This window comes from Oceaniferula flava (assembly GCF_016811075.1).
Taxonomy (GTDB): Bacteria; Verrucomicrobiota; Verrucomicrobiia; order Verrucomicrobiales; family Akkermansiaceae; genus Oceaniferula; species Oceaniferula flava.
This window is the reverse complement of the sequence record NZ_JAFBGL010000003.1, coordinates 56,695-71,949: the sequence shown is the minus strand read 5'-3', so window position 1 is coordinate 71,949 and position 15,255 is coordinate 56,695. Positions and strand designations below refer to the sequence as shown.

The window sequence follows — 15,255 nt, the reverse complement described above, 5'->3', positions numbered from 1 at the left end:
TCAGTTGTCTGGGAAAAAAGGTTTAGGCAGCGCTGTTCCAATCCTTGATGCGATCAGCTTGTGCCGCGAAGAGAGCATCGGTGCTGTCTTTGATTTCGATCGACTCGATTTTGTCGCCTTGAGCGATGGAATCGACCACATCCTGCCCCTCGGTCACTTCACCAAAGACAGTGTGCTTGCCATTGAGGTGAGGCGTTGGGCCGTGGGTGATGAAAAACTGGGATCCGTTGGTGTTGGGTCCGGCATTGGCCATGGACAGGATACCGGCTTTGTCGTGCTTGAGGTGAGGTTTGCACTCGCATTCGAACTTGTAGCCAGGGCCACCCATGCCGCTACCGGTTGGATCGCCACCTTGGATCATGAAGTTGGGGATCACGCGGTGGAATACCAGTCCGTCATAGAATCCGCGGCTGGCGAGGTTGAGAAAGCTGGCGCAGGTCACCTGGGCATCCCCCGCAAACATGCGGATGTTGATGGGACCCTTGCTGGTTTTCATAGTAATGTTGATGTCGGTAATTTCGCTCATGTCGCGGGTAGAAAACCACGGATTATGATGATTGCACGGATTTTTTAATGAATAATTATCCCTCCGAAGGCGTTTCACTTATATGACTATCCTTAACGCCCGATCACTCGCCTGGCTAGCTAGCGTCCTTTTATTGACCTGCTTCCAAGCTCAAGCAAATGACGATTTCCCAAGCGAACAAGAAGCCACTTCGATCATTGCCACCCACGAGGAAATCAAAGCCAGTTTCTATCAGGTCATTAGAATGACTCCCGGGAAGCACATGGGGAAAGACGGTTTCATTCAAGAAAACGTCCTCCGTGTCAGTGTCTTCGCCCCAAATAGCGCCAGCCACCCTTCGAGGGTGATCAAACATTACCTGATGCAGTATCACCCGGCATACGGATGGTTTTTAGAGAAAACAAAAGAAGACTCCCGTGGTGTCTATCTTGAAATCAGCTCACAGAAACAAGGACGTATTTACCTACGCTAAGCTTGGAATGGCACCACCCACGGCTGAACCCAGCCACCGAGAAACACTCCAACTTAAGAGTTACATGGCTCATTTCCTGCTACTTAGAAGACATCCATAGCGACCTCTAACCAAGATCAGAACACCCACCATGGCGTGATCACTTCTTGACACCGTCCACCATTTCCGATAACTCCGCGCCGCTGCCGAGGACAGACCTTACCGACTAGCCACCGCAGATTCCGCTTTCTCCCCCATCACTTAACGACCCCCACTAACATCATGGACTGGCTCTGGTATACTTCTTATTTCCTCGTACTCATCGGACTTTCAGGTTACGGCTTTCACCGGCTGATGATCCTGACCTTGTACTTGAAGCACTCCCGCAACCAGCCGGAGCCACTTCGTAAATTTGACGAGCTTCCCCTCGTTACCGTGCAGCTTCCGTGCTTCAACGAGATGCACGTGATGGAGCGCCTGCTCGACTCCGTCTCGGCGATGGATTACCCGAAGGACAAACTTCAGATCCAGGTGCTGGACGACTCCACCGATGAGACCACCGCCATTTGCAAAGCCGAAGTGGCCAAACTCATCGACCGCGGTTTTGACGCCATGCACGTGCACCGCACCGATCGCACAGGCTACAAAGCCGGAGCCCTCGAAAACGGCACCGAGTCCGCCAAGGGCGAGTATCTCTTCATTCTCGACGCCGATTTCGTTCCTAACGCTGATGTTCTGAAAAAGACCATCCACTACTTCACCGATGAAAAAATCGGCATGATCCAGACTCGCTGGGAGCACATCAACCGCACGTTCAACGCCCTGACCCGCGTTCAGGCCATGTTCCTCGACGGTCACCTCGAGCTGGAACAAACCGCCCGTAACCGCAGCGGCCGCTTCTTCACCTTCAACGGCACCGCCGGTATCTGGCGCAAGTCCTGCATCGCCGATGCAGGTGGCTGGGAACACGACACCCTCACCGAGGACATGGACCTCAGCTACCGCGCCCAGCTGAAAGGCTGGAAGTTCATCTTCCTCAACAACGTCACCACCCCGGCCGAATTACCGGTCGATATGGAAGGCTTCAAGAGCCAGCAACACCGCTGGACCAAAGGCTCCATCCAGGTCTGCAAAAAGATCCTTCTCGATATCTGGAAAAGCAAAGCTCCCATTTTCTGCAAAATGGAAGCCACCGCGCACCTTACTTCCAACTTCGCCTACCTGCTGCTTTTCCTGCTTTGCTTCCTGATCTACCCGAAACAACACTCTGAAATCGGCTGGCTCGCAGAGAACGGCATTTCCGAGCACCTGCTCAACTTCCCGATCTTCTTCTTCGGTTCCGTATCGGTCGCCATGTTCTACATCATGAGCCAAAAGGCACTCCGCCCCGGCACCTGGCTGAAAGACATCCTCTATCTCCCCCTGCTGCTCGCCCTCGGCATCGGCATGTCCGTGAACAACGCCAAGGCCGTCATGGAAGCCCTCTTCAATCATGAGACCAGCTTCGTGCGCACTCCCAAACACGGGATCAACGGCAGCGAGAAACAAGAAAAAGCCGCTTTCAAGAAAAGCCGTTACAAGGCGATCAAATCCCTCACGCCCTTCGTGGAACTCGCTTTCGGCATATTCTTTACCGTCGTAGTGGTGGATAATGTCTTGAACGCCAACTATGTTGCAGCCGTTCTTCTACTGCCTTTCCCTGCCGGATTCTTCTACACATCCATCAGTTCCCTGGCTCAGCAGCTCCCCAGCGTGTTTGCTTCCCGTGCCACGGAAAAGGTGAGTAAAAAATAGTCCCTTGAATACTTAGCGGAGTTTGTTAAAATCCGCCTCATGTTTGGTTCACCCGATCTTACTCAAACAGCCCTCGCCGGAGCAAACTACTGCCGGCGACTTGCCTCAGCCGCCCTCTCCATGAAGGCGGCTTTGCCCGTTTTGGCGGCAGCGTGCATGGGCTTCGCTCTCAATAGCTGCAGCGATGCCAATCCGGACAACGGAGTGGTCATCAGCGTCAAAGATCAGCGCATGCTGCTCATCAAGGAAGGCCGCCCGGTGAAAAGCTACCCGGTCTCCACCTCGAAATTCGGCCTAGGTGATCGCCGAGGCAGTAACTGCACCCCAATCGGGCGCATGGAGGTGGCCAAGAAAATTGGCAACGGTGCTCCATCCGGTGCCGTCTTCAAAAGCAGACAGCGCACTGGCGAAATCCTTCCTCCGAACGCCCCGGGCCGCGACCCCATTGTCAGCCGTATCCTCTGGCTGCGCGGCAAGCAGGACAGCACCCGCAATGCCTTCAGTCGATACATCTACATCCACGGCACCCCCGAGGAATACACCATCGGTCAGCCGCGCAGCTACGGCTGCATCCGGATGAAATCAAACGATGTCATCGACCTCTACAAAAAACTCGGCGTAGGATCGGAAGTCCATGTCATCAAGGGACCACTGGTCAACACCCACGCCGGCAAGGACTACTTCGCCAGCCAGACCAAATACCTCCCTGCCGCAGGCAGCTAAGCAAGCAACTCCCGCCTCCACAGAAACTAGATGGATCCACGCTCCTGCAAGGGATCGATCACCCACAGCACCGCCGGATTGGAAAAACATCGCATTTTCCTCTCCATCAAGCTTGACAGCCCGTGATATCCCGCTAGTTTCTGCCCCCCGAAGCAAGATCCACCACGCGATCAACCAAGCAATTTCTTAATTCTCAACAAGTCCCATCATGGCCAACTCAGCATCAGCACTCAAGCGCGTCCGTCAGAACGAGACCCGCGCCGCCCGCAACAAGTCCCTCTCTACTCGCATGAAGACTCTTCGTAAGAAGACTCTTGCATCAGCCGAAGCTGGCGACAAAGACGCCGCTCAGAAAACATTCTCCGAGTTCGCTTCCGCCGTTGATAAGTGCGCTAAGAACAACATCATCCACAAAAACAAGGCAGCTAACCTGAAGAGCAAAACTCAGAAGCACCTTGTTGGCTAATGAGCCGATTCGGTTAATTACTTTTCCAAAGCGGCTCCGGTATCCGGTGCCGCTTTTTTATTGGTCTCGAAATTTCCAGACAAACGCCCGTGTGCGCTTTTTTCTAGACAAGCCCACATCCCAATACAACATTCCCCTTGAGATGACCTCTGCATCACAACAGCAAACTCGATTGGACAAGGCCAAGGAAATTGCCAACAATCCTAGCCAATACAAGGTCTGCGAAGGCTGCGATTCCATCGTAGGCTCAAACACCATCATTTGCCCCAACTGCCACGGCTACCGCTATGATGCGGGAGCTTCCCGTGTTGTCGATCAGGCAGTCTGGCTCGGTTGCCGCGAGCAGACATCCGTCACCTCCGAAGATCTCCACTGATCGCCGGAATACCCATTGATTCCACGCTTCATGAAACAGAAGCTCGTTCGGCAGATTACCGCACGCCTGAAGCAGCAGCTTCACACCATGAACGAGGCCGCGAAGGCGTCCACCGAGGCGTCCACTGGCGATGAAGGCAAGGCCGAGGGGAAATACGATACCCGCGCGCTCGAGGCCAGCTACTTGGCTGGCGCCCAGGCCGAACAAAGTAAGGCGCTCGCCCACTCCTTACACGTATTCGAGAACTTGGAGCTCGATGACTTTTCGCCCGGAGACCCCATCGGACCGGGCGCCTTGGTGGAAACCGAGCTCGATGGCGAAATCAGCTACTACCTGCTCACCCCCTGCGCCGGCGGCATCAGCATCGATTACGAACTCGGCGAACTGACCACCCTGTCGCCCGAAGCTCCCCTCTATCAGAACCTGCTTGAGCGCTCCACCGGAGACATCTTGGACGACTCCGGCATGATGATTCTGGAGATCAGCTGATTTTCCGCATTTTCGTTGTATTCCATGGTTTGCAAAGTCGCCATCTGCGGTTAAGACAGCGCGCATGTGGAAAGGAAGATTCGCCAAAGCTACCGCCGATCTCGTACAACAATACGGAGAGTCCATCTCCTATGACTGGCGACTGTACAAACATGACGTCAATGGCTCCATCGCCCACGCCCGCGCGCAGGTGAAAGCCGGACTACTCACCGAGGAGGAGTTTTCCAGTATCGAAAAAGGCCTGCGCGAAGTCGAAGCCGAGATCGAGGGCGGCAACTTTGCGTTCTCCATCGAACTCGAGGACATCCACATGAACATCGAAAGCGCGCTGACCAAGAAGATCGGTGCCGCCGGAGCGAAGCTGCACACCGCACGCTCGCGCAACGACCAAGTCGCCACCGATACCCGCTTGTATTGCCGCGAGGAAATCGACGCCCTGACCGGTCAGCTCAGCGAATTGCAGTCGGCCCTGCTTGCCCAATCCGCAAAACACGCCGCCTCCGTGCTACCAGGCTACACCCACCTTCAACGCGGTCAGCCGGTCACCATCGGCCATCACCTGTTAGCTTATGTGGAAATGTTGGATCGCGACAAAGCACGTCTCGCCGACTGCCGCAAGCGCGTCAACGTCTCGCCACTCGGCTCCGGCGCCCTCGCCGGCTCCACCATCAATCTCGACCGCCAACAGATCGCCGATGAGTTAGGTTTCGATCGGGTCACCACCAACTCCATGGACGCCATCTCGGATCGCGATTACATCGCCGAGTTTCTTTTTGCCATGGCTCTGGTAGGCACCCACCTCTCTCGCCTTTCCGAAGACCTCATCCTCTGGTGCAGTTCCGAGTTTGGCTTCGCCACCCTGAGCGATGCCCACACCACCGGATCCTCCCTGATGCCTCAGAAGAAGAACCCGGACGTCTGTGAAATCACCCGCGGCAAGACCGGTCGACTTTACGGCAACTTGGTGGCACTTCTCACCGCCGCCAAAGGCTTGCCACTGACCTACAACCGTGACCTCCAGGAGGACAAGGAACCACTTTTCGACTCCATCGACACCCTCAAAATCGCGCTCGCCGTGAACACCGAGATGATTGCCGATATGGAAATCAACGTCGATGTCTGCGAAGCCGCAGCGTCCGACCCCCTGCTGCTCGCTACCGACTTGGCCGACTACCTGGTCAAGAACGGCGTCCCCTTCCGCCAAGCCCACGAACTGGTAGGCCTGGCCGTTGCTGAATCGGTGAAAACACAAAACCCTCTCGATCAGCTGGACCTCACCAGCCTCTCGGAACACTACGGCGCCGATGCGAAGGACGTCTTCGACCTTCAAACCGCTCTCGCCGCCCGCACCAATCCAGGCGCACCCAGCATCGAGAACGTGAAATCCGAAGTCGCTCGCTGGCAAACATCCCTCGATAGCTGCAAGTAAACACCTCATCGCTCGCACACCTTGGCAGAGGTTGGCAGTTTGAGTCCTAACTTCCAGACCTCCCTCGCGATTCACTCTAAAAAATTACGTGCAGCACTCCATATCCGTGCTTAGCCTACTTCCGTTATGAAAACATATCTAACCATCGCTACCGCAGCAGTCCTCTCATTTTCCGCCGTCCCCAACATTTCCGCTCACTGCCAAGTTCCTTGCGGCATTTACACGGACGACACCGTGCTAAAAGATCTCCACACCCACCAATCGACCATTCAAAAGGCGATGGAGGAAATCAACACCCTGTCCAAAGACCCCGGTAAAAATGCCAACCAACTGACGCGCTGGATCATGAACAAGGAGGAACACGCCACCAAGATCCAGACCACCATTTCCGAATACTTCCTCGCCCAGCGCCTGAAGCTCGACGAAATGGAATCGGACAAAGAATCCTATCTGAAAAAACTCACACTTAGCCACCAGATCATCGTGCTGGCGATGAAGTGCAAGCAGAGCACCGACGTGGCCAACGCCACCGCTCTGCACAAGGCGATCGATGACTTCACCGCAGCCTACACAGGAAAAAGCGGTCACAGTCATTAATTCCCACTGGGCATAGTGAGGCAAGCCACCTAACATTTAAAAACCCCTTGGCCGGATATCCAGCCAAGGGGTTTTGTTTTTAAAAGGATTCGTCCTCTTGCTTAAAAATTACAGCGTCCGATGTCGGTGCGCTTCTGGGCACCATCGAAGCTGATTTTTTCCAGCTCGGCATAGGCGGCATCGACGGCTGTCAGTCGGTCTTCGCCACCAGCCACCACAGCCAGCACACGGCCGCCATTGGTCTCCCACTGCATGTCCTCATTGAGCTTGGTCCCAGCGTGATACACACGGGCATATTCCATATCCATGAGGCCTGAAATCACATCGCCACTGCGCGAAGTCACCGGATAACCGGCGCTGGCCAGAATCAGACAGACACTCCAACCTTCGTCAAAGCTAAGCAGCTCAGGCTTCATCTCTCCCTGGGCTGCCGAGTGGCAGAAGCTGGCAATGTCGCCCTGCACCAGCGGCATGACCGCCTGGCATTCCGGATCGCCGAAGCGGCAGTTGTATTCGATGATCTTGGGACCATCGGGAGTCAGCATCAGGCCGAAATAGAGATAACCACGGTATGGCAGACCATCTTTCACCAGACCGTCAACGGTCGGACGGACGATTTTTTGTTCAATCTCGTCGAGCATGTCTTTGTCGATCAGTTGTCGACTGGCCACCGCCCCCATGCCACCGGTGTTCGGACCCTCGTCGCCATCAAGCGCACGTTTGTAATCGCGAGCCGGGGTGAAGATCAAATACTGATCATCGCAGACGGCGGCGAAGATGGAAACTTCCGGTCCCACCAAACATTCCTCGACCAACAACCGGCCGGGACCGAATTTCCTTTCGACCATGACCTCATTCAAAAACTCCTCGGCACTCGCTTCATCGGGACAGACGGCCACGCCCTTACCGGCAGCCAGACCATCGAACTTCAAGACGGTGGGATACTGACCATTGATCGCCGCGCGGGCTTCATCGATGTCAGCGCAGCCGGTGGCCGCGCCAGTGGGGATGTTGTGCCGCAGCATGAACTCCTTGGCAAACTCCTTGCTGGCTTCGAGCTGGGCCGACTGCTTGTGTGGCCCCCAACATGGGATACCCGCCTCCTCACAAAGGTTCGCCAGGCCCTCATCCTTGACCAGATAACTTTCCTCACCAGCGATGCAGAGATCGATCTGATTCTCACTCATCCAGCGGATCAGCTCGTGCAGACCGTCCACCTTGACACTTTTTGCCAGTGGCTCAATGGCATCGCTGCCGGGGAAACAATAGAGCTCCGTCTCAGTCGGAGATTCTACCAATGCGGTGATCAGGGCGTGTTCACGTCCTCCTTTGCCTACAACAAGAATTTTCATCGCAGGGACTCAAGCGAAGGAGACGGTTCGAAGCAAGAGTTTCCCTGCAAATGACTCTAATTTTCTCGCTTTCACCGCGAATCAGACGAATCCAACTGATTTTACTCGAGATAACTATCCAAGGGTAGCTCTCAATGCCTGACAACAAGAGGGACCAGCTATGCTTCACAGGATCTGTCAACTTTCGCGTAATCAGCGTATTTCGCGGCTCCCAACGCTTCTACCACAAGGCCTTCGCACTTTATTGAGAAAAAAAGCCCCTAATTTTGAACATAAGGAAACCTTGGATGTCTATCTTAATGAAAGACGCCAGTTGTGTGGCGCTTTCGGGTGAACCAACAGCAGTTGTCAGCTCTCCGGCCGTGATATGTCAGTGTCACCACCCCAAATACGGAAAGTTGAATCATTCAAGCCGCAGGAGCCTCCAACTCCTGCGGCTCTTTGCTGCCCCAAAATCCCCCCCCCGAGAGTCGATACTGAAAAATGATCTTTTTTCCTCTCAAATTTGAACGTTCTCATTCGAATGCAGTCATAGAAAGCGTGAGTTCTCTCTTGGGCTAAGGCGGTATTCTGTCGCTCGGAGGTATTCACATGCATTTTCATAGTTCATGTGCGGCGGGTTCATAGCCGCTGCACGAGAAACCCCCTCGAGAAAGGCCGGATTTCATGCTCTGGCGACTCGATGGTTCTCCATAGGCTCCGAGGGAATCCTGTCACCCTCGGGGCCTATTTTTTAGCTGCCGGCACCAAGTTTCCGCGCCGACGCCGTAAATGGCAGGATTTCAGCGGCTTTGCTGCTGTTTAGTATTGCTACACCCCTGTTCTGCCCCTAAGTTCCCGCGCCTGTCCGGCAGTCCGGACACCCAGTAAATACATCCTTTTCTGCAATGATTGAAAACATGCGCAAATACACCGGCCTGATGGTCGTCGTTTTCGTCCTGCTTGGCGCAGGCTTCCTATTCACCATGAACGACATCGGCACCGGATCCGGCGTCAGTGGAGGCAGCGGTCCCACCGTGCTGGAAGTTCACGGTCAATCGATCGACCAGCAGTCCTACAGCCGCATGGGCGAGCAGACACTTCAGCTTTGTTCCGAGGCCGGTTTGCACAACTACATCAACTTCCTCATGGCCCCTGACGCTCAGCAGATGCAGCAGGCGCTGCAGCTTGGTCGTTTCGGCTACAACTACTTCACCATGATGCGCAACAACTTGACCGCAGTGGAGCTCAACCGCTTTGTTGCCAACCGCATCATTCTCAAGCGCGCCATCACCGAGATGGGCCTCTACGCCAGCGAGGACGAGGTGACCGAAGCCATCAAATCTCTCCCCACCTTCTCCAGCGGTGGCAAATACAGCGAGGCTGCCTACACCCTCTTCGCCGAGAAACGCCTCGGCCGGATGGGCATGACCGAGCGTCACCTGCGCGACCTCGTCCGTGAAAACCTCTGCCTGAACAAGCTGGTTAACATCGTCGGTGGCGGACTCGCTCCATCACGCAGCGCCACGCAAGACATGCTCGAAGCCCAGATGCAGACGGTCACCTTGGCCAAAGTCACCTTCCAGCGCGATGATTTCGTGGAAAGAGAAAACCCCAGCGAAGAGGAAGTCAAAGCCTACTGGGAAGCCCACCAAGATGCTTACAAGACCGATGAGCAACGCCGCATTTCCTACCTCCTCCTGACCCTCCCGGAAGACGCTGATGAAGCCGCCACGGAGGACGACAAAGCAGAGGCCGAGCCGAAGAATGAAGAGGAAGCCAAGGCCAAAGCACAGGCCAAAGCCGCTGAGGAAACTCAGAAACGTGAACTTCGTGCCACCGCCGCCAAGGCCCTGACACGCCAGATTCAGGAACTTTACGACAGCATCATCGAGAGCGAAAACGAAAAGCTCCCGCTCGATTTCAAAGCCATCGTTGAAAAACACGACCACCAAGTCACCGAGAGCGAGCTCTTCACCCGTGCCAAGCTCCCCGCTGAGCTGCAAGGCCTGACCCTCCGTGGCTCCAGCAATCAGAACCGCCCACTTTCCGAGGACATCTTCAAAATGAAGAAATCCGACAACGCCTACAACAACGTCTCCGCGCCCCTCCCCGTTGGTGAGCACGGCTGGGTTGTGTTTGTGCTCGAGGAAGTCGTCGAACCTGAACTGCTCGACTACGATGCGGCCCGCGCCAAAGCTCGTGCACAACTCATCGGAGAGAATGCCACTGAGAAGGTGAAACTCGCCGCCGAAGAAGCCCGCAGTGCAGTGCTCGAGCTGATGAAGGCCGGCAAGGACTTCGACACCGCTGTGCGTGAAAAAGGCCTGACACCTGTGCAGGTTGGCCCGTTCGCCAGCAGCACTCCGCCGCAAGACGAGCCCAGCGCTCAGCAGCTTCACGGCATCGCCGCCGGCCTCAACCCCGGCGAGGTTTCCGAAGTCATCAACGAAGCCGACCGCTCGCTCTTCTTCCTCGTCGAAAAACGTGAACTTGAAGACACCGAGGAAAACAAACTGCGCGTGGACAATGCCGTGCAAGGTGCAGAAATGGACCTGATGATCCGCACCTTCCTGAACTGGATCAACCACCAGTATCAGAAAGCCGAGGTCAAGGCACCCGCTGTCTAACCAGCCCCCTCCCCGCGGCGGCAAGGCCTGCCCGTTTGAACTCTTACTGATCACCTCCCACTGATCACGCTACTGCTATGTTTTATCTCACCACCGCGATTGATTACACCAATGGCGCACCGCACATCGGCCACGCTTACGAAAAAGTTCTCGCCGATGTCATCGCCCGCTACCGTCGCCTCCGTGGCGACGACGTCTACTACCTGACCGGAGTCGATCAGCACGGCCAGAAAGTTCAGCAGACCGCTGAAAAAGATGGCGTCAACCCCGCCACTTACGTCAAGCGAGTGACCAAGGGCTTCACCCATGCCTGGGACAAACTCGGGCTGCAATACGACGGCTGGGCAGAAACCACCAATCCCCTGCACAAGGAATGTGTGCAAGGCATCCTGCAGCGTCTGTCTGACGAAGGGCTGATTTACAAGAAGCGCTACACCGGCTTCTACTCGATCCGCCAAGAGCAATTCCTCACCGACAAAGAACGCGACGAAAACGGCGAGTTTGGCGAAGAGTGGGGACAGGTGGAAGAGCGCGACGAGGAAAACTACTACTTCAAACTCAGCGACCAGGTGGCTTGGCTGCGTCAGTTCGTGGAAACCCACGAGGACTTTGTCATCCCCCAATTCCGCAAGGCCGATGTGCTCAACGCCATCGAACGCACCGAGGGAACCGATCTCTGCATCTCCCGCCCCAAGGAGCGCCTCCGCTGGGGCATTGAGCTGCCATTCGACACCGATTTTGTCACCTTCGTTTGGTTCGACGCCCTGATCAACTACATCTCCTTCGCAGGATACAACAAGCCGGAAGGCTCTGATCTTCCGGACTTCGACAAGCTTTGGCCCGCACAGCTCCACATCATCGGCAAGGACATCCTCGTGCCGTCCCACTCGATTTACTGGACCTGCATGCTGCACGCCATCGGATTTACCGACGAGCAAATCCCCTCCCTGTTAGTTCACGGATGGTGGAACATTAAGAAGAAGGCCGACGACGGTGCTGAAGGCTCGGAGAAAATGTCCAAGTCGCTCGGCAACGTGGTCGACCCCGTGGCTCTGGTCGAAACCTTCGGTCAAGATGCCGTGCGCTACTATCTGGTGCGCGATATCCACACCGGCCGCGATTCCGACTACGACATCGAGCGCCTGGTAATGCTCTTCAACACCGAGCTCGCCAACAACCTCGGCAACCTCTGCAACCGAGCGCTCAACATGACCAAGCGCTACAGCGGCGGAGTCACCGTGGCCTCCGAGTTTGACGACGACTCCTGCGCCAAGCTGCGCGCATCGCTCGACGTGGTATTGGAAAAATACCGCAAACACATGGATCAATACGAGATCTCCTACGCGCTTGAAGCCGTGGTGGAGTTCATCACCGGAACCAATGTCTTTGCCGAGCAACACAAACCATGGGAAATTGCCAAGGACGAGTCCAAAGTCGATGAGCTCAATGCTGTGCTCGCCCACATGGTTGAAGCCGTCGCGCTGGCCAGTGTGCTGCTGAAACCCATCATTCCCAACGCCTGTGAGCGGATTCAAACCCAGCTCAAGGCCGATCACCTCGCTGAGCTTTCGCTTGAGGATTTGAAATGGGGCATCTTGGACATCGGCCAGGAAGTGGCCAAACCCAAGCCTGTCTTCCCCAGAATCCAGCTCGAAGAGTAGGATCGCCCAAAAAGGCTCGCTAAGCAATCTCCCCTGCAACACGTGGGGGCTGATTTAGTTGGTCTGTGACTCACCGGCTCGATCATTCATGGCGTCGAGCAGGGCCTCGCTCACCATTTCCACGCTCACCGCATCTTGGCAGCGCATGTCGAGAGGACACTTAGGTAGAAAACAAGGACTACAAGCCACATGCTCACGTAGCGCTTGGCTCTGTTTTCCCAGTGGGCGCTTCCAGCTGGGTTCGTTTGGACCAAAGACCACCACCGCCGGCAAGCCGAGATGCGCGGCCAAGTGTGCCAGACTGTTATCGCTGCTGAGTAGCGCCGTGCAGCTCGCCAATGCCGTGAGGTTTTCTTCCATACCCCACTCAGCCGCATGATTTTTGGCCCGACCGTCGAGCAGCGTTGCGAGATCGCTTTCCGTGGTTCCGATATCGCCCGACTGGCTTGAACCGAGGATCAACCACTCGATGCCATCCTTCCCGTGCTCAGCCTCGAAGCTCTCGACCAGCTCCTTGAAGCGCTCGACCGGCCATTGATGACTGGCTCCAAAATCGGACGCCGGCGCGAGCGCAATTTTCGACTTCTTCGGTGCAGCGGGTAGCTCGGGTGTCTGGAACGTCGCTTTCACAAAGGGATTCCCGCCCAGCTCTTCCACCAGTAGCAGGTAGTGACGCACCCGGTGTTCGATCGGCCCCGGCTCCACCACCACCGACACCGGATCGGTCAGCGTTTTTTCCAAGCCTTTCGCCGGATAGCCGAGTCGTTGTAAAATGGATACCCGCTGGAATGCCTTGGCAGCCTCGTTGGCCTCCCAGCTGATCGACGACTCAAACTCCAAGTCCTGTGCCTGCAGTAGTTTGGCAATCTGACGCGCTGAACTTTTATCCGGGTAGATGATCACCCGGTCTAACTCCTCCATCGATTGCCACAGCGGCGCCTGCGATTCCGGGCAAAGCACAGCCATGGTGGACTGCGGTCTGAAATGACGCAACGACCGCACCGCCGGCACAGCAAAACACGCTTCTCTCAGCTCCACAGGGGAAGCGATACACAAATAGCCACCTTTGAGATGCAATGGTGGTTGGTCTGGGATCGGCGCGGCATCCGGCAAGCTTGAGGACATAACCCAGCCTAACGAGAGCGATTTCAAATGGCCACTCCATAGTTGCAAGATCGATCGCCCCAGCGACGATAATTTTCTCCCGCCTCCTTGTTTTACCGCTTTTCATACGGCGATTTCGCCTTAGTTTCCAGTCATGAGAAACAAGTCACTTGCCATCGGACTGGCCATCGCCTCGGCGTTCAGTTTTGGCACCGCATCGGCACAGCAAAGCCACCCCCTCGCGCCACTGGCCCCGCTGCCAGACAAGGTCGCTCCTCCGGTGAACGGCATCTATAGCTCCATCGTCCGCATCGAAGCTGCCACCCAGGTGCCGAACTACCGCGAACCGTGGAAAGCGGGGAATTTCAGTGGTGGCATCGGCACCGGCTTCTTGATCGGTCCTAACAAATTCCTTACCAACGCCCACGTGGTCTCCAATGCCCGCCGCCTGCTCATCACCGTGCACGGGTCACCCCAGAAGCACCCGGCACGCATCGTCCACATCGCTCACGATTGTGACCTGGCATTGTTAGAGGTCGAAGACTTCACCCCATTCAAGGGCATGGAGTTCTTGGAAATTGGTCTGGTGCCAAAGCTGGAAAGCCAGGTGCGAGTGATCGGCTACCCGGTGGGCGGCAACCGCATTTCGGTCACCCGCGGTGTGGTTTCCCGCATCGACTTCAGCTCCTACAGTCACACCCGCTCGGACCAGCACCTCATTGTTCAAATTGACGCTGCCATCAACCCGGGTAACTCCGGTGGCCCGGTTCTGCAGAACGGTCGTGTCGTTGGCGTCGCATTCCAAGGTTTGCGCTCGGCCGATAACACTGGCTACATGATTCCCACACCGGTGGTGAAACGTTTTCTCACCGACATCAAAGACGGGCAATACGATCACTACGTGGACCTCGGCATCTCCGAGTTCGCCCTGTTCAATCCGGCGATGCGGAAAAAATTCGGTCTCGGCCCGAACTCACCAGGCGTGCTGGTCGCGGCGGTCACTCCGGACGGCCCCTGCGATGGTGTGTTAGAAGACAACGACATCCTCACCGCCATCAATGGCAATGCCGTGGATGCGGCAGGTAATATCCTGATCGATGGCGAAAAAGTGAACCTGAACGAAATCGTGGAGCGCAAATTTGCCGGCGACCAAATCAAGCTGCAAATCATCCGCAATGGCGAAACGATGGAAAAGGTGGCCACCCTGAAGCCCTTCCCACCAGCGCGCATGTATGCGGTGCAATACGGCGTCAACCCGCGCTTCACCACCTTCGCCGGCATGGTCTTCCAGCCGCTCGATCGGAACCTCTACGCCGCACACAACTTCAAGAACACCCGCGTCCGCCGTCTCTTTGCGCACTACATCGATGAAGAAATCTTCAAAGAACGCAAGGACATCGTCATCCTCACGCGCATGCTCAGCGATCCGGTCACGACCCATGTTTCCAACCACGCCGGTCGCGCGATCGAGTCGATCAATGGTGAAAAGGTCACCAGCCTGGAACAAGCACACCAACTGCTGCATCCGACCACCACGCCCGAATTCTTCGTAATCAAATGCGAAGGCGTCGAGCGGCCGATCATCGTTCCGGGGAACAAGGCCAAGGAGGCCAGCGAGCGCACGATGCGCAACTACGGCATCAGCCAAGCTTACCGTCTCGAAGAATAACCCTGCACA

The 15,255-nt window shown here is 55.9% G+C and carries 14 protein-coding genes; 11 read left to right on the top strand and 3 right to left on the bottom strand.

Annotation, left to right across the window (positions count from 1 at the left end; all coding sequences use genetic code 11):
• Positions 1–22: 22 nt before the first annotated feature.
• On the bottom strand, positions 23–526 hold the full coding sequence (locus JO972_RS05540; protein ID WP_309489015.1) for a peptidylprolyl isomerase: 504 nt from the start codon (positions 524–526) through the stop codon (positions 23–25).
• 82 nt (positions 527–608) lie between these two features.
• Here JO972_RS05540 and JO972_RS05535 point away from each other — a divergent pair, with 82 nt between their 5' ends.
• The 8 genes from JO972_RS05535 to JO972_RS05500 all read left to right on the top strand — a co-directional run bounded on the left by JO972_RS05535 (position 609) and on the right by JO972_RS05500 (position 6,851).
• Positions 609–998: a hypothetical protein gene (locus JO972_RS05535; protein WP_309489014.1), complete on the top strand. Its 390-nt coding sequence runs from the start codon at positions 609–611 to the stop codon at positions 996–998.
• A 261-nt stretch (positions 999–1,259) separates the two neighbouring features.
• Positions 1,260–2,771: a cellulose synthase family protein gene (locus JO972_RS05530; protein ID WP_309489013.1), complete on the top strand. Its 1,512-nt coding sequence runs from the start codon at positions 1,260–1,262 to the stop codon at positions 2,769–2,771.
• A gap of 39 nt (positions 2,772–2,810) precedes the next feature.
• Positions 2,811–3,494, top strand: a complete 684-nt coding sequence (locus JO972_RS05525) for a L,D-transpeptidase family protein (RefSeq protein WP_309489012.1) — start codon at positions 2,811–2,813, stop codon at positions 3,492–3,494.
• 208 nt (positions 3,495–3,702) lie between these two features.
• Positions 3,703–3,960 carry a 30S ribosomal protein S20 gene (gene rpsT / locus JO972_RS05520; protein WP_309489011.1) on the top strand — a complete coding sequence of 86 codons (258 nt, stop codon included), beginning with the start codon at positions 3,703–3,705 and terminating at the stop codon, positions 3,958–3,960.
• Between the two features lie 142 nt (positions 3,961–4,102).
• Entirely contained in the window at positions 4,103–4,336 is a 234-nt protein-coding gene (locus JO972_RS05515; RefSeq protein WP_309489010.1) for a hypothetical protein, read from the top strand.
• Between the two features lie 30 nt (positions 4,337–4,366).
• Positions 4,367–4,825: a hypothetical protein gene (locus tag JO972_RS05510; protein ID WP_309489009.1), complete on the top strand. Its 459-nt coding sequence runs from the start codon at positions 4,367–4,369 to the stop codon at positions 4,823–4,825.
• Between the two features lie 64 nt (positions 4,826–4,889).
• Positions 4,890–6,254, top strand: a complete 1,365-nt coding sequence (gene argH, locus JO972_RS05505) for an argininosuccinate lyase (protein ID WP_309489008.1) — start codon at positions 4,890–4,892, stop codon at positions 6,252–6,254.
• Between the two features lie 126 nt (positions 6,255–6,380).
• The gene (locus tag JO972_RS05500; protein ID WP_309489007.1) at positions 6,381–6,851 is read left to right on the top strand and encodes a superoxide dismutase [Ni]; all 471 of its coding nucleotides are present in this window, start codon (positions 6,381–6,383) and stop codon (positions 6,849–6,851) included.
• A gap of 101 nt (positions 6,852–6,952) precedes the next feature.
• On the opposite strand, the gene purD is transcribed toward JO972_RS05500, so the two are convergent.
• Positions 6,953–8,203, bottom strand: coding sequence for a phosphoribosylamine--glycine ligase (purD, locus tag JO972_RS05495; protein ID WP_309489006.1), 1,251 nt, complete (start codon positions 8,201–8,203; stop codon positions 6,953–6,955).
• An 899-nt stretch (positions 8,204–9,102) separates the two neighbouring features.
• Between purD and JO972_RS05490 the strand changes: the two genes are divergently transcribed.
• Both JO972_RS05490 and metG read left to right on the top strand, forming a co-directional pair.
• The gene (locus JO972_RS05490; protein ID WP_309489005.1) at positions 9,103–10,812 is read left to right on the top strand and encodes a SurA N-terminal domain-containing protein; all 1,710 of its coding nucleotides are present in this window, start codon (positions 9,103–9,105) and stop codon (positions 10,810–10,812) included.
• Positions 10,813–10,889: 77 nt separating this feature from the next.
• Positions 10,890–12,473 carry a methionine--tRNA ligase gene (gene metG, locus JO972_RS05485; RefSeq protein ID WP_309489004.1) on the top strand — a complete coding sequence of 528 codons (1,584 nt, stop codon included), beginning with the start codon at positions 10,890–10,892 and terminating at the stop codon, positions 12,471–12,473.
• A gap of 54 nt (positions 12,474–12,527) precedes the next feature.
• Here the strand turns inward: metG and JO972_RS05480 are convergent, their stop codons facing one another.
• Positions 12,528–13,439 carry a glycosyltransferase family 9 protein gene (locus JO972_RS05480; RefSeq protein ID WP_309489003.1) on the bottom strand — a complete coding sequence of 304 codons (912 nt, stop codon included), beginning with the start codon at positions 13,437–13,439 and terminating at the stop codon, positions 12,528–12,530.
• A 292-nt stretch (positions 13,440–13,731) separates the two neighbouring features.
• Between JO972_RS05480 and JO972_RS05475 the strand changes: the two genes are divergently transcribed.
• Positions 13,732–15,246 carry a S1C family serine protease gene (locus JO972_RS05475; protein WP_309489002.1) on the top strand — a complete coding sequence of 505 codons (1,515 nt, stop codon included), beginning with the start codon at positions 13,732–13,734 and terminating at the stop codon, positions 15,244–15,246.
• Positions 15,247–15,255: the final 9 nt, after the last annotated feature.

What these genes read in the sequence shown, in the direction of transcription:
- JO972_RS05540 (WP_309489015.1), bottom strand. Translation starts at nt 526, where the DNA reads ATGAGCGAAATTACCGACATCAACATTACTATGAAAACCAGCAAGGGT.
- JO972_RS05535 (WP_309489014.1), top strand. Translation starts at nt 609, where the DNA reads ATGACTATCCTTAACGCCCGATCACTCGCCTGGCTAGCTAGCGTCCTT.
- JO972_RS05530 (WP_309489013.1), top strand. Translation starts at nt 1,260, where the DNA reads ATGGACTGGCTCTGGTATACTTCTTATTTCCTCGTACTCATCGGACTT.
- JO972_RS05525 (WP_309489012.1), top strand. Translation starts at nt 2,811, where the DNA reads ATGTTTGGTTCACCCGATCTTACTCAAACAGCCCTCGCCGGAGCAAAC.
- rpsT (WP_309489011.1), top strand. Translation starts at nt 3,703, where the DNA reads ATGGCCAACTCAGCATCAGCACTCAAGCGCGTCCGTCAGAACGAGACC.
- JO972_RS05515 (WP_309489010.1), top strand. Translation starts at nt 4,103, where the DNA reads ATGACCTCTGCATCACAACAGCAAACTCGATTGGACAAGGCCAAGGAA.
- JO972_RS05510 (WP_309489009.1), top strand. Translation starts at nt 4,367, where the DNA reads ATGAAACAGAAGCTCGTTCGGCAGATTACCGCACGCCTGAAGCAGCAG.
- argH (WP_309489008.1), top strand. Translation starts at nt 4,890, where the DNA reads ATGTGGAAAGGAAGATTCGCCAAAGCTACCGCCGATCTCGTACAACAA.
- JO972_RS05500 (WP_309489007.1), top strand. Translation starts at nt 6,381, where the DNA reads ATGAAAACATATCTAACCATCGCTACCGCAGCAGTCCTCTCATTTTCC.
- purD (WP_309489006.1), bottom strand. Translation starts at nt 8,203, where the DNA reads ATGAAAATTCTTGTTGTAGGCAAAGGAGGACGTGAACACGCCCTGATC.
- JO972_RS05490 (WP_309489005.1), top strand. Translation starts at nt 9,103, where the DNA reads ATGCGCAAATACACCGGCCTGATGGTCGTCGTTTTCGTCCTGCTTGGC.
- metG (WP_309489004.1), top strand. Translation starts at nt 10,890, where the DNA reads ATGTTTTATCTCACCACCGCGATTGATTACACCAATGGCGCACCGCAC.
- JO972_RS05480 (WP_309489003.1), bottom strand. Translation starts at nt 13,439, where the DNA reads ATGGCTGTGCTTTGCCCGGAATCGCAGGCGCCGCTGTGGCAATCGATG.
- JO972_RS05475 (WP_309489002.1), top strand. Translation starts at nt 13,732, where the DNA reads ATGAGAAACAAGTCACTTGCCATCGGACTGGCCATCGCCTCGGCGTTC.